The organism is Geodermatophilus poikilotrophus (assembly GCF_900111455.1).
Lineage (GTDB): Bacteria > Actinomycetota > Actinomycetes > Mycobacteriales > Geodermatophilaceae > Geodermatophilus > Geodermatophilus poikilotrophus.
This window is the reverse complement of record NZ_FOIE01000004.1, coordinates 14,819-31,758: the sequence shown is the minus strand read 5'-3', so window position 1 is coordinate 31,758 and position 16,940 is coordinate 14,819. Positions and strand designations below refer to the sequence as shown.

Sequence of the window (16,940 nt, the reverse complement as noted above, 5' to 3'; positions counted from 1 at the left end):
GGCCGGGTGGACGGCGCCGGGCGGGCGGTGCTCAGACGTCCAGGACGAGGCCGATCAGGACCGGCAGCATCACCACGATGAGGAGCGCGCCGAGGACGTCGAAGGAGATGCCCGACCGGATCATCTTGGTGATCGGCACGACGCCGGAGCCGTAGACGATCGCGTTCTGCGGCGTCGACACCGGCAGCATGAACCCGAAGGACGCCGCGAAGGTCGCCGCCAGCGCGGGCACGAACGGGTTGATCCCCGCCGCCACGGCCACCGGGATGATGATCGGCACCACGACGGCCGCCGAGGCGGTGTTGCTCGTCGTCTCGGAGATGATGATCGCGAGGATCACCGCGAAGATCGTGATCGCGAACGTGCTGGTCAGGCCGAGCAGGTCGGCCGAGCCGTTGCCGATGGTCTCGGCCAGGCCGGTGTCGGCCAGCAGCGAGCCGAAGATGATGCCGGTGCCGAACAGCAGGATCGTGCCCCAGTCGATCTTCGCGGCGTCCGACCAGTTCAGGGTGAACTCGCGCCGCTTCCAGTCGGTGGGCAGCAGGAACAGCAGCGAGGCCCCGAGGACGGCGACGATGCCCTCGTTGACCCGGTCGCCAACCGTCTCGTAGAGCGCCGAGTCGGTGCCGGCGGTCAGCGCGATGATGCCGGGGAAGATCCACAGCGCCACGGTGACACCGAAGGCGACCAGCGTGTTCTTCTCCGCCCGCGTGACGGGGCCGAGTTCGGCGCGCTCGGACTGCACGTACTCGTGGACGCCCTCGATGCGCTTGATCTCCGGCCGGTTGAGCAGCAGCAGGACGCCGGCCAGCGCCACGAACATCAGCGCGCAGATCGGCAGCGCCATCAGCATCCAGCTGAGGAACCCGATCCGCTCCCCCGTCGCCTCCTCGATCAGGCCGCGGCCGATCAGGTTCGGCGGGGTCCCCACCGGGGTGATCAGCCCGCCGACGCTGGCCCCGTAGGCCAGCATCAGCATCAGCGCGACGCCCACCCGCAGCCGCAGCGGGTCGAAGTCCGGCGCGACCAGCTCCTTGTCCTGCAGCAGCTTGGCGATCACCGAGAGGATGCCGATCGCGGTGGGCAGCAGCATCGCGACCGTGGCGGTGTTGGAGACGAACGCCGACAGCAGGCAGGTGATCAGCCCGAACGCGATGATGACGCGCGCGGTCGAGCCGCCGACCCACTTCAGCGACAGGATCGTCATCGCGAAGCGCCGGGCGACGCCGTGCTTGAGCATCGCGGCGGCCAGGATGAAGGCGCCGATGAAGGTGAACACCGTCGTCGAGCCGAACGGGGCCACCGCGTCGTCGGCGGGTACCACCCCGAGGACGACGATGGCGCCGACGCCGATCAGGCCGCCGATCGGGATGGGCACCGGCTCGGTGATCCACAGGACGATGACGCCGAGCAGGATCGCCGCCAGCAGCTGCTGCTGGTTCGGCAGGTCCAGCGGCAGGAGGGCGAAGACGATCGTCACGATCGGGGCGAGGAAGAGCCCGACCGTGCGGCGTCCCTTCTCGAAGCGCTCCTCCGCCGGGCTGAGCTGCTGCTCGCCCAGGCTGCGGTAGGTGGCCGAGCCGCGGAACGCGGCGTCGACGTCGGTCCGCCGTCCGGACCCCTGCTCCCGTTCGGTCGCGGTCATGACGCCCTCCTCTGGACTGTGACGCCGACCATAGGGAGGGCAGGGGCTATCCGGCGACCTCTCCCTCCGGCGGCGGGACCGCGAGCGCGACGAGGAAGCGCGACACCATCGCGTAGCCGCCGACCAGCACGGCCAGCTCCACGACCTGCCGGTCGTCGAGGTGCGCCCGGACGCCGGCGAACACCTCGTCCGGGACGGCGACGTCCCGCGTCGAGGCGTCGGTGAAGGCGAGGACGGCGGCCTGCACCGGCGTCCACACCGGCTCGGCCGAGGCCTCCGGACGGCGCAGCGCCCCTAGCTGCGGCTCGGCCAGCCCGGCGCGGCGGGCGATCGGCTCGTGTGAGACCCACTCGAAGTCGGCGTCGTTCAGCACGGCCACCCGCAGCACCACCAGCTCGCGCAGGTCGGCGGGCAGCGTCGTCGCCCCGCGCAGCGCGCCGAGCAGGGCGTTCCAGCCCTCGGCGACCGGCGGGCTGTGCAGCAGCAGGCGGTCCAGCGCGGACAGCTGCCCGCCGCGGCGCACGCGCAGCAGCTCCGCCGTCGGCCCCTCCTCGGCCGCCTCCGGGACGCGGGGCCCGCTCACCGGGCGGAGAAGACGTCGGCCGGGTACGCGCCGTTCGCCACCAGCCGGCTCGACAGCGCGCGGCCCAGCTCGACGACCCGGGCGGTCCGCTCCGCACCCAGGTGCGCCCAGGGCGCCGCGGAGAGCTCGTCGGTGCCGGCCTCGACCTCGGCGCGCAGCCGGCGGCCCTCGTCGGTCAGCCCGCCATCGGTGAGCAGGCCCCGTGCGGCGAGCCGCTCGGAGGCCGCGGCCCACTCCTCCTCGCTCCACCCCCGGGTCGCCCGGGCGGCGGCCTCGGTGAAGCCGCGGCCGGTCCAGGTGTGCGTGACCAGCGCCTCCACACCGGACATCCCCGACCGCAGCAGGCAGGCGACGTGCCCGTCGCCGCGGTGCTCGCGCAGCAGCGTGGCCCCGTGCCACAGCGACAGCACCGGCTCGTCGGGCCACGGCTGGTCGGCGTGCGCCGCGTAGAGCGGGCGGCCCTCCGGGGTGAGCACGGTGCAGGCCTCGCGCAGCAGGCCGGCCAGCTCGGCCACCTCCGGCGCGGCCGCGGCCTCCGGCCCGCCGAGCAGCCGGGTCAGCGAGGCGCGGGCCCCGTCCAGCCGGGCGGCGAGGACCTGCTCCGGAGCGGCGAGGGTCCACGCGCGCGGCACGTGCCGGGTGACCAGCGCGGGGGCGAAGTTGGAGAAGGTGGCGACGACGGTGCCGGGCCCGACGGCGCCCATGGCGGCCGCCCGGCCGGCGAAGTAGCACATCCGGCCGGGGCGCAGCCCGACCGCGGTGAGGTACTCGTCCTGCTCGGGCGAGAAGTAGACGTGGTTGTGCAGCGGCTCCACGGCGCGGTGCGCGCGGGCGGTGTCCGGGGCGGGCTGATCGGCGCTGACCATGCGCCGGACCCTAGGAGGACCCCCCTGCCCCCACCACTCCGGGAGGACCCCGTCCTCCTCACCGTGGAAGGACCCCGTCCTCCCCACCCTTCGCAGGCTCAGGGCGGGACCCGGGACGGGGCCGCAGCGAGCCTCTGGACGGGGCCTAGCCGGGACGGGGCCGGTCCGGCGGCCCCAGGGTGCGCAGCCAGCGGCGCTGCCAGGGCGTCTCCACCGCACGCGGGGAGTACCGCTCGCGGATCCACCGGACGGCGTCGTCGGCCGGCACCCCGTCGAGGACGGCGAGCGCGGCCAGCGCGGTGCCGGTGCGTCCGACGCCGCCGCGGCAGGCCACCTCCACCCGCTCCCCCGCCCGGGCCCGGTCGAGCGCCTCGGTCAGGGCGGCGAGGACGTCGTCGGGGTCCGACGGCACCCCGAAGTCGGGCCAGCGCACCCGGCGCGCCGGCCACGGCGGCAGCGGGCCGCTGCCGAGGACCACCGCCCGGTCGGCCGGGGACGCCGGAGCGCCCAGCCGGCGGCCGCGGACCCGGACGCCGCCGGGCAGCTCGACCAGCCCGGTGTCGTCGGCCCAGCTCATGGCGCGGGCGGCAGGGTGCAGGCCCACTGGACGCGGGTGCGGACCGGCGTGAAGCCCAGCCGCCGGTACAGGCCGAACGCCCCGGTGGGGTTCTCGGTGTCGACCTGCAGGCCCGCGGTGGCGCAGCCGTCGGCGGCAGCGGCCCGCAGGGCCGCGACGATCGCGGCCGACGCGATGCCGCGCCCCCGGGCGGGACGGAGGACCCCGAGCTGCCCCAGGTGGACCTGCGGGACGCCGGTGGCGCGGGTGTCGGCCTCGTAGACGTAGCTGAGCACGTAGCCGGCCACGACCCCGTCGACGAGGGCGAGCACCGACAGGTCGGGCCGGAAGGCGCGCGATCCGGTGAACCAGGCCCGCCACGTGGCGGCGTCGCGCTCGCCCGAGCCGTGGTGGTCGGTGAATGCCGCGTTGTGCGCCCGCCGCACCTCGTCGTCCCGGTCCCAGGCGAAGGGCAGCAGCTGGAGGCCGGGAACCGCGGGGACCTCCGGCAGCCCGGTCAGCGGCCGCTCGACGTCGGCGTACCAGCGCTCGGCCGCGAACCCGGCCCGGCGCACCAGCGGCTCCAGCGACCCCATCCCCGGGTACACCGAGACCGTCAGCCGGCCGGGCAGCTCGGGGTGGTCGCGGCGGTGGAGCTCCGCGCCGCGGCGCAGCTGCCAGTCCAGCAGCGCCGACCCGATGCCGCGCCCGCGCCAGGCCGGGTGCACCCGCCCCTCCAGCACGACCCGGTGGTCCTCCCGGGCGCCGCTGATCGACAGCACCACAGCGACCCCGACCAGCGCCCCGTCGCCGGCGCACACCGCCCGGCCGTCGCGGGAGAGGTCGACCAGGTCCTCGACCCACCACTCGGCGAGGTCGTCGGCGTCGAGGTGCTCGCCGGTGTCGTCGAGCGGCTCGGCGGCGGCGAACAGCTCCGCCACGGCAGGGAGGTCGTCCGCGGTGAGCGGGCGGGCGGTGAGGCCGGCGGGCAACGGGGGCACGCCGCGCAGCGTAGGGACGGCGGCGGGGGCGGTCGACCGGGTTCCGCGGCGTCCCTTGCGGGCCGGTGCGGCCGGGCGTCAGCATCGGCGCACGCCGCCGAGAGGAGGGCTCCCGTGCCCCGCTTCCTCGTCATCGCCCGGTACGAGGCCCAGGGCGCGCGGGCGGTGATGGCCGCCGGCGGGTCGGCTCGCCGCAGCGCCTTCGCGCACGCCGTCCTCGACCTGGAGGGGCGGCTGGAGAGCTTCGACTTCGCCCTCGGCGACGCCGACGTCTACGCGGTCGTCGAGCTGCCCGACAGCGCGGCCGCCGCGGCGCTGTCGCTCACCATCAGCGGCCGGGGCGTCGCGACGGTCCGCACCGTCGTCCTGCTGACGCCGGAGGAGGTGGACCGGGCCGCCCAGCTGCACCCGGACTACGCGCCCGGCCCCGGCTGAGGTGGCTCCCGGCTCCGCGGCGGGACCACCGCGAGCCGGCTCCTCCCACCGCGGACACCTGCCCGGCTCGCGCGCGGCAGGCGTCCGCGTCGTCACCGGACCTCCCGGAGAGGAGGTGGTCCACCTCCGGCGCACACCGGGCCGGGAACGGGGTCCCAGTGGCGAGGTGCCCGACGCGGCCCTCAGGACGCCAGTGAGAACAGCCGCGCGCCGTTGTGCCAGAGGACCGCGCGCAGCCACTCCTCCCCCAGGTCGAGGCGGTGCAGCGCGGCCAGCTGGTGGGCGTACGGGTACGGGATGGAGGGGAAGTCGCTGCCGAGCAGCACCTTGTCCCGCAGCGCGGCCAGCCTCGGCCGGAGGGCGGGGTCGAAGGGCATCAGCCGCTCGGTGAAGTCCGTGGCGAACATCGTGGTGTCCAGGTGCACCCGCTCGTACCGCTCGGCCAGGTCGAGGAAGGCCGCGTACTCGGGCATGCCGAGGTGGGCGATGACCAGCTGCAGCCGCGGGTACCGCTCGAGCAGGCCGGTCATCGGCGCCGGGCCGGTGTGCTCGCCGCGCAGCGGGCCGGAGCCGCAGTGGATCACCACGGGGGTGCCGGTCTCCTCCAGCCGCGCCCACACCGGGTCGAGCAGCGGGTCGCGCGGGTCGAAGGCGCCCACCTGGACGTGCACCTTGAACACCCGCACGCCGCGGTCGAGCGCCGTCCCGACGTAGGACACCGCCCCCGGCTCCGGGTGGAACGTCGCCGACCGCAGCACCTGCGGGTGCGCGGCGGCGAACGCGTGCGACCAGTCGTTGAGCCAGGCGGCCATGCCGGCCTTGTGCGGGTAGGGCAGCGTCGGGAACGCCCGGACGCCGAGCCGGTCGAGCACCGCCAGCCGCTCGTCGTCCGGCAGCGGGTACTGCACCGGCCAGGCGGCGCCGTAGTGTGTCCGGGCCTGCGTGAAGTACTCCCAGACCTTGGCCTGCACCCGCTCGGGCAGGAAGTGCACGTGCACGTCGACCAGGCCCGGCAGGCCCAGCTCGCGCCAGTACCGGGGGACGTCGGCGTCGTCGACCGGCGGAGGAGTCACCGGAGGGTGACCACGACCTTGCCGCGCACGTGCCCGCCCGCGACCAGCTCCTGCGCCTCGGCCGTCTGCTCCAGCGGGAACGCCCGGGCGACCGGCACCCGCAACTGGCCGGCGTCGGCCATCCGGCCGAGCTCCTCCAGGTGCTCGTGCTCGGGGCGGACGAAGACGTAGCGGCCGCCCATCTCGTTGACCACCGGGTCCACGACGGAGGTGATGCGGGCGCGGTCGCGGACCTGCTTCGGCGCGTCGGTCAGGGTGTCCCCGCCGACGAGGTCGAGGACGGCGTCGACCGGTTCGGACAGCTGCGCGCTGATCGGCCCGGCCGAGTAGTCGAGCACCTCGGCCGCCCCGGCGTCGCGGAGGAAGCCGTGGTTGCGCGGGCTGGCCGTGCCGATGACGTGCGCACCCAGCGCGACGGCGATCTGGACGGCGCAGAAGCCGACTCCGCCGGCGGCGCGGTGCACCAGCACCCGCTCGCCCTCGTGCACGTCGAGCGCCTCGGTCAGCGACTGGTAGGCGGTGAGCCCCGCCAGCGGCAGCCCGGCCGCCTCGGCGAAGGACAGCGACTCCGGCTTGTGCGCCAGGCAGCGCTGCGGCGCGGGCACCAGCTCGGCCGTCGTCCCCCACTGGACGTCGTCCCGGCGGACGTAGCCGAACACCTCGTCCCCGGCGGCGAACGCGGTGACCGCCGGGCCCGCGGCCTCGACGACGCCGGCGACGTCCCAGCCCGGGACGATCGGCAGGTGGTGCGGGTACGCGCCGGTCAGCCCGCCGGATCGGATCAGCACGTCGACCGGGTTGACGCCGGCGGCGTGCACGCGCACCAGCACGGTGTCGGGGCCGACCGGCGGGTCGGGCAGGTCGTCGCGCAGGGTCAGGACCTCGGGCCCGCCGTACCCGTCGAAGGCCACCCCCCGCACTACCGCCGCCCCTTCACGTACCGGCCGAAGGCCTTCTGGATCTCCCGGCGGGAGTCGCGCTCGGCGAGGTCCTGCCGCTTGTCGTAGGACTTCTTGCCCTTGGCGAGGGCCAGGGTCGCCTTGACCTTGCCGTCCTTGAAGTACAGGTCGAGCGGGACGAGGGTCAGGCCGCCCTCCTTGGTCTTCCCGATCAGCTTGTCGATCTCGGCGCGGTGCATGAGCACCTTCCGCTTCCGCCGCGGGGCGTGGTTGGTCCAGGTGCCCTCGGCGTACTCGGGGATGTGCACGTGCTGCAGCCAGACCTCGCCCCCGTCCACGGTGGCGAAGCCGTCGACGAGCGAGGCACGACCGGCACGCAGGCTCTTGACCTCGGTGCCGGTGAGCACCAGGCCCACCTCGTAGGTGTCGAGGATCGAGTAGTCGTGCCGCGCCTTCTTGTTCTGGGCGATGAGCTTCCGCCCCTCTTCACGCGGCATGTCCCCAGGCTACCGGCCGCCCCACCAGGCCACGGCCCCGTCCAGAGGCTCGCCGCGAGCCTGCGAGCGGTGAGGAGGACGGGGTCCTTTCTCAGATGCGCACGTACAGCCGCAGGGTCACGTATGCGGCGACGCCGGCCAGCCCGACGCCGGCGGCGGCGATCACCGGGCTGATGAAGGCGATCGCGCCCCAGTCGACCGGCGGGATGATCCCCGCCCGGATCGGCCCGGCGAGCGTCTTGTCCACGAACAGGACCTTGGTGACCACCAGCCCGCCGATCGCCAGCAGGGCACCGATCAGCCCGGCCAGCGCGGCCTCGAGGATGAACGGCAGCTGCGTGTACCACCGCGAGGCGCCGACCAGCCGCATGATGTTGGTCTCGTTGCGCCGGTTGAAGGCCGCCAGCTGGATCGTGTTGGAGATCAGCAGCAACGCGGCCAACGCCTGGACGACGGCGACGGCGATCGTCGCGTTCCGCGCGCCGTTGAGCAGGCTGAACAGCCGGTCGAGGAAGTCCCCCTCGTCGCGCACCTGGTCGACGCCGTTCTGCCCGTTCGGGAACTCGGCGGCGATGACCTCGTAGCGCTCGGGGTTCACCAGCTCGACGCGGAAGCTCTCGGGCAGCGCGTCGGCCGGGGTGTTCTGCACGAGCTCCGGCTGCTGGCTGAACTGCTGCTGGAAGCGGGCGTAGGCCTCGTCCTTGGACTCGTAGATGTGGTTGGCCACCTCGGGCGAGCCCGCCAGCTGCTGCTCGATGGCCGAGCGCTGCTCGTCGGTGACGTCGTCGGCCAGGAAGATGGAGACCTGCACCTTGTCGTAGTAGATCTCCTTCATGTCGGAGATCATCCCGGCGATCAGCAGGCCGGTGCCCATGAGGCCGAGCGAGATGGCCGTGGTCAGGATCATCGCGACCGTCATGGTCAGGTTGCGACGCAGCCCGGTGGCCACCTCGGAGAGCACGAAGTTGACGCGCATTGGTTCCCTGTCGTGAGGTCAGGCAGGTGGAGGGCGGGGATGCCGCGTCAGCGGCTGATCCGGCGCAACCGGGTCAGCGGCCGACCCCGTAGACACCGCGCGACTGGTCGCGGGTGAGGGCTCCCCCGTTGAGCTCGATCACGCGACGACGCATCGAGTCGACGATGTGGTAGTCGTGCGTCGCCATCACGACCGTCGTCCCGGTGCGGTTGATCCGCTCCAGCAGCAGCATGATGCCCTCGCTGGTCTCCGGGTCGAGGTTGCCGGTGGGCTCGTCGGCCAGCAGCACCAGCGGCCGGTTGACGAACGCGCGGGCGATGGCGACGCGCTGCTGCTCACCACCCGACAGCTCGCTGGGCAGCCGCTGGGCCTTGCCCTCGAGGCCCACCATCTCCAGCACCTCGGGGACGACGCGCTTGATGGTCCGCTGCGGCTTGTTGATGACCTCCAGCGCGAAGGCCACGTTCTGGGCGACGGTGCGGTTGCGCAGCAGGCGGAAGTCCTGGAAGACGCAGCCGATGGTGCGGCGGAGCTTGGGCACCTGCCACTTGCTCATCGTGTTCAGCGTCTTGCCGTTCACGATGACGTTCCCCTTGGTGGGGTCGTCCTCCTTGAGGAGCAGCCGCAGGAAGGTCGACTTGCCCGAGCCCGATGAGCCGATCAGGAAGACGAACTCGCCCTTGTCGATCTCCGTCGACACGTCATCGAGGGCCGGCCGGGAGCTGGCCGGGTAGAGCTTGGTGACGTGTTGCAGTTCGATCACGAGGGGCCACGGTACCTCTCGAACCCGGGAGACTGGAGTGTCACGCGCGGTCGGCCGCCGTCCCGTCCCGACGGAGCGTGAGCAGCTCCGCCGGGGGCCCGGGACGCCCGTCACCCAGCGTGGCCCATCCGGCGTCCGGCCGTGCGTCGGGTGTGACGAACGGGACGTCTGATCCCGCCGGCCCGCCGTCAGCTCGGAGGCCCTCAGCTGGCGGGGACCGACTCCTGCTGACGGCGCCACCGGATGCCGGCCTCGATGAACGGGTCGATGTCCCCGTCGAGGACGGCGGAGGTGTTCCCGGTCTCCTGCTCGGTGCGCAGGTCCTTGACCATCTGGTACGGGTGCAGGACGTAGGAGCGCATCTGGTTGCCCCAGCTGCTGCCCTCACCGCGCAGCGCGTCCATCTCGGCCCGCTGCTCCTCCTGCCGCCGGGCCAGCAGCCGCGCCTGCAGGACGCGCATCGCGGCCGCCCGGTTCTGGATCTGGCTCTTCTCGTTCTGGCAGGAGACGACGATGCCGGTGGGCAGGTGGGTGATCCGGACGGCGGAGTCGGTGGTGTTCACGCTCTGCCCGCCGGGACCGCTGGACCGGAAGACGTCGATCCGGATCTCGTTCTCCGGGATGTCGACGTGGTCGGTCTGCTCGACGACCGGCAGCACCTCGACGCCGGCGAAGGACGTCTGGCGGCGGCCCTGGTTGTCGAACGGCGAGATGCGCACCAGCCGGTGGGTGCCCTGCTCGACGGAGAGGGTGCCGTAGGCGTAGGGCTGCTTGACGGCGAAGGTCGCCGACTTGATGCCGGCCTCCTCCGCGTAGCTGACGTCGTACAGCTCGATCGGGTACCGGTGCCGCTCGGCCCAGCGCAGGTACATCCGCATGAGCATCTCGGCGAAGTCGGCGGCGTCGACGCCACCGGCCTCGGAGCGGATGGTCACCAGCGCCTCGCGGGAGTCGTACTCACCGGAGAGCAGGGTGCGCACCTCCAGCTCGTCGATCGCCTGGCGCAGGCTCGCCAGCTCCCGCTCGGCCTCGGCCGCGGTCGCCTCGTCGCTCTCCTCGACGGCCATCTCGTGCAGCAGGCCGACGTCGTCCAGCCGGCTGCGCAGCTCCTCCACCCGGCGCAGGTCGCCCTGCAGGTAGGACAGCTTGGAGGTCAGCGCCTGCGCGGCCTCGACGTCGTTCCAGAGGTCGGGCGCGGAGGCCTGCTGCTCGAGCTCGGCCACCTCGCGGCGCAGCCGGTCGACGTCGAGGACGGCCTCGATGGACCTCAGGGTCGTGTCGAGCTCGTCCAGGACGACGGAGAAGTCAGCGGCCACATCGACCCAGGGTAGTGCGCTCCCGGCGGGGGTAGGCAGCCACGGCATGAGCGAGCCTCGTCGACCACGTCCCCGCGACGACCACGACGGTGGTCCCGTCGACTACTCCCGCGGTTTGCCCGACCACCACGACCCGACGGCCGGCATCGGCGGCGCCGCGCCGGCGCGGTCGGCGCTGACGCTGCGGCTGGTGCTGGCCGCCTTCGGCCTGGTCTTCTGCCTCGTCGCCGGCCTGCTCTGGCTGGCCGCCGACCTCCCGGTCTGGGCCGCGGTGGTGCTGTTCGTCCTGGCCGCGGCGGTCGCCGTCGACCTGGTCGTCGTGGCCCGCCGCAAGGCGCGCGGCGAGCCGGGCTGAAGGAGGACCTCCGAGCCCTCCACCAAGGAAGGACTTCGTCCTCCCCACCCCTCGCACGCTCGGGGCGGTGCCCTGGACGGGGCCCGCGGCGGGCCTCTGCGGGGAGGCCGGCCACGGGACGCGCGCGTCCTCTCAGAACAGGGCGGTGGCCGGCTGGCCGGCGTACCCGGCGAGCCAGCCGGTCAGGTCCTCGGCGGGCATCGGCCGGGCGAGGTGGAAGCCCTGCGCGAAGGTGCAGCCCAGCTCGGTGGCGAGCTCCAGCTGCTCCGCGGTCTCCACGCCCCCGGCGTGGGTGCGCACACCGCAGGCCCCGGCCAGCGCCACCACGGCGGCGATCGCCGCGGCTGCCTGGCTGCGCCGCCCCTCGGGGAAGGCGACCAGGCTGCGGTCGATCTTGAGCAGGCCGGTGGGCATGGCGACCAGCTGGCCCAGCGATGAGAAGCCGCTGCCGAAGTCGTCGATCGAGACCTCCACGCCGGACCGGCGGAGCTCGGCGAACTGCGCGGCGGCGCGCTCGACGTCCTCGGCCACCGACCGCTCGGCCATCTCGACGACGAGCTGCTCGGGCGGCAGGCCGGAGTCGGCCAGCGCCTCCTGGACGTCGGCGACGAGCGTGCCGGCGGCGACGTGGTTCGCGCTGATGTTCACCGCGGTCACCAGGTTCAGGCCGGCCGCCGCCCACGCCGCGGTCTGCCGGGTCGCGGTGTGCAGCACCCAGCGGGCGATCACCCCCATGAGGTCGTGCTGGACGGCGATCGGCAGGAAGTCGGCCGGCGCGAGGAGGCCGCGCCGGGGGTGCTGCCAGCGGATGAGCGCCTCGACGCCGGTGCACCGTCCCGAGGGCAGGTGCACCACCGGCTGGTAGTGCAGCAGCAGCTGGCCGTCCTCCACCGCGTCGCGCAGCTCCGAGGCGACGGTGGCCCGGTGCTGGGCCGCGGCGCGCAGGTCGGCGGTGAACAGCCGGACGCGGTTGCGGCCGGCCGCCTTGGCCGCGTACATGGCCAGGTCGGCGTCGCGGACCAGGTCGGTGGAGCGGACGCGGGTGGGGCCGGAGGCAGCGGTGGCGATCCCGATGCTGGCCCCCAGGCGCACCAGCCGGCCGCCGAGCTCGAAGGGGCGGTCGATGCCGGCGCGGCAGCGGTCGGCGAGGGCCTCGGCACCGGTGGTGTCGCAGTCGCGGCAGAGGACGACGAACTCGTCGCCGCCGAGCCGGCCGACGGTGTCACCCGCCCGCGTCGAGCCGGTCAACCGCGCGGCGACCTGGCGGAGCAGGTCGTCGCCGACGTCGTGGCCGAGGGAGTCGTTGACGTCCTTGAAGCCGTCGATGTCGAGGAAGAGCACCGACACCGGGCCGCGGTCGTGCCGCTGCAGCTCGGTGTCGATGAGCTCGTGCAGGTGGGCGCGGTTGGGCAGCTCGGTGAGGGTGTCGTGGCGGGCCCGCCAGTCCGAGGCGCGCTCGGCGGCCACCCGGGAGGTGACGTCGGTGTGGGTGACCACGACCTGGCCGGCCTGGTCGACCCGGGAGGCCTGCAGGTGGATCCAGCGCGTGCCGGTGGGCAGCTCCAGGGCGTAGTCGGCCTGCACCGAGGAGCGCACGCCGCGGGAGAGCTCCCGCAGCTGGTCGACCAGCGTGGAGGTGCTGTCGTCGCCGTTGAGCCGGCAGGCCATGGCGAAGTAGTCGCCGTCCACCCCGAAGCGCATCCGGTCGTCACCGAGGACGTCGGCGGCCTTCTCCCACGCGGTGTTGGCCAGCAGCACCGTGCCGCCCGCGTCGATCAGCAGGGTGGGCGAGGGCAGCGCGTCGAGCACGGCCTCGACCACGACGGCGGGCTGCGCGGGGCCGTCGACCCGGCGGCGCACGTCCAGCGGCAGGTCGTGCTCTGCCGGTCCTCGTCCCACGCGCACTCCTGCCAGATCCGAGCGGTCCTCGTCGGTCTCGGTCGATACGGTGCCCACGTCGACGGCGCTCATGCTCCGCCCCCTCCCTGCGGCTCCCGCGTCTCCCGGACCACCCACCGCAGGTACTCGGGGTTGCCCCCCACCAGCGGGAGGGCGATCACGCAGGGCACGTCGTACGGATGGAGCTCCGCGGTGCGGGCGACGACCTCCGGGACCAGCGACCGGCGGGTGTGCAGCGCGACGCGCGCCTCGGCTTCGTCGTGCACGACACCCTCCCAGCGGTAGACCGACCGGATCGCGGCGAGCTGGTGGCCGCACGCCACCAGTCTCTCCTCCACCAGTCTCCGTGTGTACCCGCCCAACCACTCCGCGTCACTTCCGGTGACGACGATCTCGCACACGTCCTCCTCCACGGGGCCATCCTCCAGGGGTGGAGTGACAGCTTCGCGGGGTAGAGCGGGACGATGAGCGACGAGATGACCATCACGGTCGACGGCGAGGAGTACCTGGTCCGCCCCGAGGGCGACACCCTGAAGGTGGGCCGCGAGGTCGGCGGCGAGACGACCTGGCTCGAGGACGTCGACCTCGCCACCCTGCCCGAGGCCGCTCGCGGCGCCCTGGATCGCGGCGACTCCTCCGACCAGTCCCTGGTCCTCGCCCTCCGCGGCGTGGTGGCGGCGGAGGTGCAGCGCGGCGGCTGAGCGGCCCGGGAGCAGGCGCGCCTACGGTTCGGGCGTGCCTCCTCCCGACCGGCTGCCGGCCGACCTGGTCCTGGAAGGCGGTGGGGTCAAGGGCGTCGCGCTGGTCGGCGCCGCCGTCGAACTGCTGCGCCGGTACCGGTTCGAGCGGGTGGCGGGCTCCTCCGCCGGCGCCGTGCTCGCCGCGTTCCTCGCCACCGGGCTCGACGCCGACGGCGTGCTGGAGCGGGCGTCGCGGCTGGAGTACGACCGCGTGCCCGACTCCTGGGCGCCGGTTCCCGTGGTGGCCCCGGCGGTCGGGCTGCTCGTCCGGTCCGGGCTGCACCCCGGGCGCTACATCACCGAGTGGGTGCGCCGCGAGCTCGCCGACCTGGGCGTGCACACCTTCGGCGACCTGCGCCGCGACGACCCCGGCGACGACCCGGCCCTGGCGCCGTGGCAGCGCTACCGCCTCGTGGTGACGGCGACCGACGTCTCCCGCGGCCGGCTGCTGCGGCTGCCCTGGGACTACCGCGACTTCGGCCTGGACCCCGACGCCCAGCCGGTCGCCGACGCCGTCCGCGCGTCGCTGGCCATCCCCTACTTCTTCTCGCCGCAGACGCTGCGCGACCCCCGCACCGGCCGCCGCTCGACGCTGGTGGACGGCGGGGTGCTGTCGAACTTCCCGGTGGAGACCTTCGACCGCACCGACGCCGCGGCCCCGCGCTGGCCGACGTTCGGCATCGGCGTCGGCGACACCCTCTCGGACGAGGACGTGTCGGTCTTCCCCCACGGCCGGCTGCTGCCGGGGCCGCTGGGGCTGCTGGACTCACTGGTGGCGACGACGGTCACCGCCCGCGACCGCAGCTACCTGGCCCAGCCGTGCGTGCGCCGGCGGGCCATCTCGATCGACACGAGCGGCACCGGCCTCACCGAGTTCGACGTCGACGAGGCCGAGCGATCACGGCTGGTCGCAGCCGGCACCGCGGCGGCGCGGGACTTCCTCGCCGGCTGGAGCTGGGAGGGCTACCTCCGCGAGTGCCGCGGCGCCGGCTGACTCTCCGCAGGCGGTGCCGGTCAGCGTCGACGCAGCAGGGCGGCGCGAGGCCCGGCCGGTCAGGGCGCTACGAGCGCGTCCGCCTCAGCTCGACGGTGGCCACGTCCTCGAATCACGTACGCCCGCGGTCGTTCGTCGACCCCACCGGCCCGGCGCGTGCAGCGGGTCCCGTTCCGGGAGATCCGAGCAGCCGGCGGAGAGGAGGCGGTGGCCCGGCTGCGCCCGCAGCCCGGCGGTCGCGTGCGGATACCGCAGCGCCGTCGTCGCCGTGGACACCGTGGCGGCGTCGTCCCGGGTGTCACGTCGCCCGCCGGAGGATCTCGTGCTCCCAGGGGCTCGGCGTGGAACTCCACACCAGCGACGCGGCGTGCTCACGGCCGTCGGGCAGGGTCACCCGGACCAGCCCCTGGTGCAGGTCTTCGGCCGGCCCGTGGCCGGCGGGCTTGGCGCACCGGACCTCTCGCCCGACCGACACGAGGGCGATCGCGGTGCACCGCGCGGTGCTCACCCCGGCCCCCGTGAGCTCGACCCGACCGGAGCGGCGACCGAGTGCCGGTGGAGGTCGTCCCGGGTGGACCGGTCGAGGGTGGCGGCGAGGTCGCCGGTCACCACGAGCGACGAGGCGGTCTCCCGGCTCGTCGTCCGCCGGCTCCCGGCACGGCTCGGTGTTCTGGACGCCACGGCCGCATCCTGGAGCCCCGGTCACCCCCGGTCACCGGGTTCGGCCACAGGGACACCCGGACAGGGGATGCGCCTCCCTCCGTCCGGGTCGCCGCACGGCGCCGAAGCGCCCCGCGATGGCACGCGCATGAGGCACGACGACAGGGGTATTCGACCGCCGCCCGCTCAGGTACCAAAGGCCCTGGAGCGCCTCGGAGTGCGCGGGTGAGCACCGCGTCCTCCGGTGGCGAGACGAACGGGTCGGCAATGGGCGAGACGAGCCTTGGGGGAATGCCATGAGACTGCTGCGAGCCGGTGTCGTCGCTGTTGTCGGAGCCGCAGCCGTGCTGCTCGCTCCAGGAATCGCCGGGGGCAGCACCGGAACGACCGAGCAGAGCTGTGAGCGGATCTGGTTCTGGTGGATCCCCTTCCCGTGCCAGCCGGAGTCGTCGTGACGGCACCGGCCGCAGCCGTCACGGGATGAGGACGGCCGGCACGGGAGCCACCGTCATCCCGTGACCATCACCCAGCCGGCACGTTGACCGCTCGGGATCCTCCCCGCACGGGCGGCTGGGCAGTACCGGTCAGCGACCCCGTGGACGACGGCCTGCCGGGTTCTCACGGTCGTGTCCGCGGGCTCGTCGGGCCAGCGAGACGATGCCGATGCGTGCCGCGGACGACCGGAGCACTCCGAGCTGGCGTCGGCGGGCGGCGAGTCAGCCCGGCGGACCAGCTCCCGCGCCTCGCTGTCGACGACTTGGTGAGCCGTTGCCGGCGTCGTCCCTGGATCACCGGTGCTGCAGGGCCGGCAGTGCGCGAGGAACATCGGCAACCGGTGCGGTCAGGGGTCGACGTAGCGGTCGCGTTCGACGACGAACTGGCCGGTGGCGGTGTTGGCGTCGACGAACTCCGGCAGCAGCGGGATCCGCACCGTCACCGTCACGCAGACGGAGAACTCCTCCCCACGGGTCAGCGTCGGTGCGTACCCGCCCGCGGCGTCGCAACCGGCACCGGCGGGGGCGTAGGCGACGCGGACGTCGGTGGCCGCCACCGACTGGTCGGCCACCGCCAGCCGGGCCGCGGCCTGCGCGCGGGCCGTGCCGGTGACCGGGTCCGGCGCGGTGCCCATCGCCCGCCCGGCCTCCCGCGCCGCCGCCGTCGAGGCGAACACCCCGCGCTGCACCGCGGAGAACCCGGCCACGATGTAGATCAGCGGCACGAACACCACGATCGCGATGAACGTGAACTCCACCAGCGCCGACCCGCGCTGCCCGGCGACCATGCCCAACCGCGACCGCAACCAGCTCACCGGGCCTCCTCCACCGCCCGGCCGGTGACCTCGACCGGCAAAAGCGAGCCCAGCCCGGCCAGCAGCGTGGGCACCGCGCCCGAGCAGCGGACCACCACCATCGTCAGCCCACTGGGATCGGTCTCCAGCGCCGAGCGGCACACCAGCCCGTCGGCGGTCTGCGGCGAGGTCGCCCGCGCCACCACGGCCACCGTGCGGTCGGCGCCGGCCGAGGAGGGCACGTCGGCGTTGGCCGCGTACCGGGCGCCCTCCTGCGCGCTGGCGGTCACCACGTTGCGCACGTGCACGTAGACCGCGACCTGCAGCACCGCCAGCAGCAGCACCACGACCAGCACCGACACGAAGACGAACTCGACCACCGCCGCACCCCGCT

Annotated in this window: 20 protein-coding genes; 4 read left to right on the top strand and 16 right to left on the bottom strand. The window is 74.0% G+C overall.

Annotation, left to right across the window (positions count from 1 at the left end; translation table 11 throughout):
* Positions 1-31: 31 nt before the first annotated feature.
* From BMW27_RS10045 to BMW27_RS10025, 5 genes are all read right to left on the bottom strand, one after another.
* Complete coding sequence (locus BMW27_RS10045; RefSeq protein ID WP_091443272.1) at positions 32-1,645, bottom strand: SLC13 family permease; 1,614 nt, start codon at positions 1,643-1,645, stop codon at positions 32-34.
* Between the two features lie 46 nt (positions 1,646-1,691).
* Positions 1,692-2,228, bottom strand: coding sequence for a carboxymuconolactone decarboxylase family protein (locus BMW27_RS10040; protein WP_091443269.1), 537 nt, complete (start codon positions 2,226-2,228; stop codon positions 1,692-1,694).
* Positions 2,225-3,094, bottom strand: coding sequence for an SCO6745 family protein (locus tag BMW27_RS10035; protein ID WP_091443266.1), 870 nt, complete (start codon positions 3,092-3,094; stop codon positions 2,225-2,227). Before BMW27_RS10035 ends, BMW27_RS10040 begins: the two co-directional genes overlap by 4 nt.
* Before the next feature lie 145 nt (positions 3,095-3,239).
* The gene (locus tag BMW27_RS10030) at positions 3,240-3,671 is read right to left on the bottom strand and encodes a protein-tyrosine phosphatase family protein (RefSeq protein ID WP_091444217.1); all 432 of its coding nucleotides are present in this window, start codon (positions 3,669-3,671) and stop codon (positions 3,240-3,242) included.
* Positions 3,668-4,651 carry a GNAT family N-acetyltransferase gene (locus BMW27_RS10025; RefSeq protein ID WP_245743459.1) on the bottom strand — a complete coding sequence of 328 codons (984 nt, stop codon included), beginning with the start codon at positions 4,649-4,651 and terminating at the stop codon, positions 3,668-3,670. The genes BMW27_RS10030 and BMW27_RS10025 overlap by 4 nt, the downstream gene beginning before the upstream one ends.
* Before the next feature lie 114 nt (positions 4,652-4,765).
* On the opposite strand from BMW27_RS10025, the gene BMW27_RS10020 reads away from it, so the two are divergent.
* Positions 4,766-5,086: a GYD domain-containing protein gene (locus BMW27_RS10020; RefSeq protein WP_091443259.1), complete on the top strand. Its 321-nt coding sequence runs from the start codon at positions 4,766-4,768 to the stop codon at positions 5,084-5,086.
* Between the two features lie 182 nt (positions 5,087-5,268).
* On the opposite strand, the gene BMW27_RS10015 is transcribed toward BMW27_RS10020, so the two are convergent.
* The 6 genes from BMW27_RS10015 to prfB all read right to left on the bottom strand — a co-directional run bounded on the left by BMW27_RS10015 (position 5,269) and on the right by prfB (position 10,610).
* Positions 5,269-6,159, bottom strand: a complete 891-nt coding sequence (locus BMW27_RS10015; RefSeq protein WP_091443255.1) for an amidohydrolase family protein — start codon at positions 6,157-6,159, stop codon at positions 5,269-5,271.
* Positions 6,156-7,070, bottom strand: a complete 915-nt coding sequence (locus BMW27_RS10010; RefSeq protein ID WP_245743457.1) for an NADP-dependent oxidoreductase — start codon at positions 7,068-7,070, stop codon at positions 6,156-6,158. The genes BMW27_RS10015 and BMW27_RS10010 overlap by 4 nt, the downstream gene beginning before the upstream one ends.
* An 8-nt stretch (positions 7,071-7,078) precedes the next feature.
* Positions 7,079-7,555 carry an SsrA-binding protein SmpB gene (gene smpB / locus BMW27_RS10005; protein ID WP_091443247.1) on the bottom strand — a complete coding sequence of 159 codons (477 nt, stop codon included), beginning with the start codon at positions 7,553-7,555 and terminating at the stop codon, positions 7,079-7,081.
* Between the two features lie 91 nt (positions 7,556-7,646).
* On the bottom strand, positions 7,647-8,531 hold the full coding sequence (gene ftsX / locus BMW27_RS10000; RefSeq protein ID WP_072920675.1) for a permease-like cell division protein FtsX: 885 nt from the start codon (positions 8,529-8,531) through the stop codon (positions 7,647-7,649).
* A 73-nt stretch (positions 8,532-8,604) separates the two neighbouring features.
* Positions 8,605-9,294: a cell division ATP-binding protein FtsE gene (gene ftsE, locus BMW27_RS09995; RefSeq protein ID WP_091443244.1), complete on the bottom strand. Its 690-nt coding sequence runs from the start codon at positions 9,292-9,294 to the stop codon at positions 8,605-8,607.
* A 203-nt stretch (positions 9,295-9,497) separates the two neighbouring features.
* Entirely contained in the window at positions 9,498-10,610 is a 1,113-nt protein-coding gene (gene prfB, locus BMW27_RS09990) for a peptide chain release factor 2 (protein WP_091443241.1), read from the bottom strand.
* A gap of 46 nt (positions 10,611-10,656) precedes the next feature.
* Between prfB and BMW27_RS09985 the strand changes: the two genes are divergently transcribed.
* Positions 10,657-10,965 carry a DUF6343 family protein gene (locus tag BMW27_RS09985; protein WP_091443238.1) on the top strand — a complete coding sequence of 103 codons (309 nt, stop codon included), beginning with the start codon at positions 10,657-10,659 and terminating at the stop codon, positions 10,963-10,965.
* A 132-nt stretch (positions 10,966-11,097) separates the two neighbouring features.
* On the opposite strand, the gene BMW27_RS09980 is transcribed toward BMW27_RS09985, so the two are convergent.
* Entirely contained in the window at positions 11,098-12,936 is a 1,839-nt protein-coding gene (locus BMW27_RS09980; protein WP_091443235.1) for a putative bifunctional diguanylate cyclase/phosphodiesterase, read from the bottom strand.
* Entirely contained in the window at positions 12,933-13,277 is a 345-nt protein-coding gene (gene cutA, locus BMW27_RS09975; RefSeq protein WP_091443232.1) for a divalent-cation tolerance protein CutA, read from the bottom strand. The genes BMW27_RS09980 and cutA overlap by 4 nt, the downstream gene beginning before the upstream one ends.
* Before the next feature lie 51 nt (positions 13,278-13,328).
* Between cutA and BMW27_RS09970 the strand changes: the two genes are divergently transcribed.
* Positions 13,329-13,565, top strand: coding sequence for a hypothetical protein (locus tag BMW27_RS09970; protein WP_091443229.1), 237 nt, complete (start codon positions 13,329-13,331; stop codon positions 13,563-13,565).
* Positions 13,566-13,599: 34 nt separating this feature from the next.
* Positions 13,600-14,598: a patatin-like phospholipase family protein gene (locus BMW27_RS09965; protein WP_217638107.1), complete on the top strand. Its 999-nt coding sequence runs from the start codon at positions 13,600-13,602 to the stop codon at positions 14,596-14,598.
* A gap of 298 nt (positions 14,599-14,896) precedes the next feature.
* Here the strand turns inward: BMW27_RS09965 and BMW27_RS09960 are convergent, their stop codons facing one another.
* The 3 genes from BMW27_RS09960 to BMW27_RS09950 form a co-directional block, all read right to left on the bottom strand.
* On the bottom strand, positions 14,897-15,106 hold the full coding sequence (locus BMW27_RS09960) for a hypothetical protein (protein ID WP_091443227.1): 210 nt from the start codon (positions 15,104-15,106) through the stop codon (positions 14,897-14,899).
* Between the two features lie 993 nt (positions 15,107-16,099).
* The gene (locus tag BMW27_RS09955; protein WP_091443224.1) at positions 16,100-16,567 is read right to left on the bottom strand and encodes a hypothetical protein; all 468 of its coding nucleotides are present in this window, start codon (positions 16,565-16,567) and stop codon (positions 16,100-16,102) included.
* Positions 16,564-16,926, bottom strand: a complete 363-nt coding sequence (locus BMW27_RS09950; protein ID WP_175486461.1) for a TadE/TadG family type IV pilus assembly protein — start codon at positions 16,924-16,926, stop codon at positions 16,564-16,566. Before BMW27_RS09950 ends, BMW27_RS09955 begins: the two co-directional genes overlap by 4 nt.
* Positions 16,927-16,940: the final 14 nt, after the last annotated feature.

What these genes read in the sequence shown, in the direction of transcription:
- BMW27_RS10045 (WP_091443272.1), bottom strand. Translation starts at nt 1,645, where the DNA reads ATGACCGCGACCGAACGGGAGCAGGGGTCCGGACGGCGGACCGACGTC.
- BMW27_RS10035 (WP_091443266.1), bottom strand. Translation starts at nt 3,094, where the DNA reads ATGGTCAGCGCCGATCAGCCCGCCCCGGACACCGCCCGCGCGCACCGC.
- BMW27_RS10030 (WP_091444217.1), bottom strand. Translation starts at nt 3,671, where the DNA reads ATGAGCTGGGCCGACGACACCGGGCTGGTCGAGCTGCCCGGCGGCGTC.
- smpB (WP_091443247.1), bottom strand. Translation starts at nt 7,555, where the DNA reads ATGCCGCGTGAAGAGGGGCGGAAGCTCATCGCCCAGAACAAGAAGGCG.
- ftsX (WP_072920675.1), bottom strand. Translation starts at nt 8,531, where the DNA reads ATGCGCGTCAACTTCGTGCTCTCCGAGGTGGCCACCGGGCTGCGTCGC.
- BMW27_RS09985 (WP_091443238.1), top strand. Translation starts at nt 10,657, where the DNA reads ATGAGCGAGCCTCGTCGACCACGTCCCCGCGACGACCACGACGGTGGT.
- BMW27_RS09980 (WP_091443235.1), bottom strand. Translation starts at nt 12,936, where the DNA reads ATGAGCGCCGTCGACGTGGGCACCGTATCGACCGAGACCGACGAGGAC.
- BMW27_RS09970 (WP_091443229.1), top strand. Translation starts at nt 13,329, where the DNA reads ATGAGCGACGAGATGACCATCACGGTCGACGGCGAGGAGTACCTGGTC.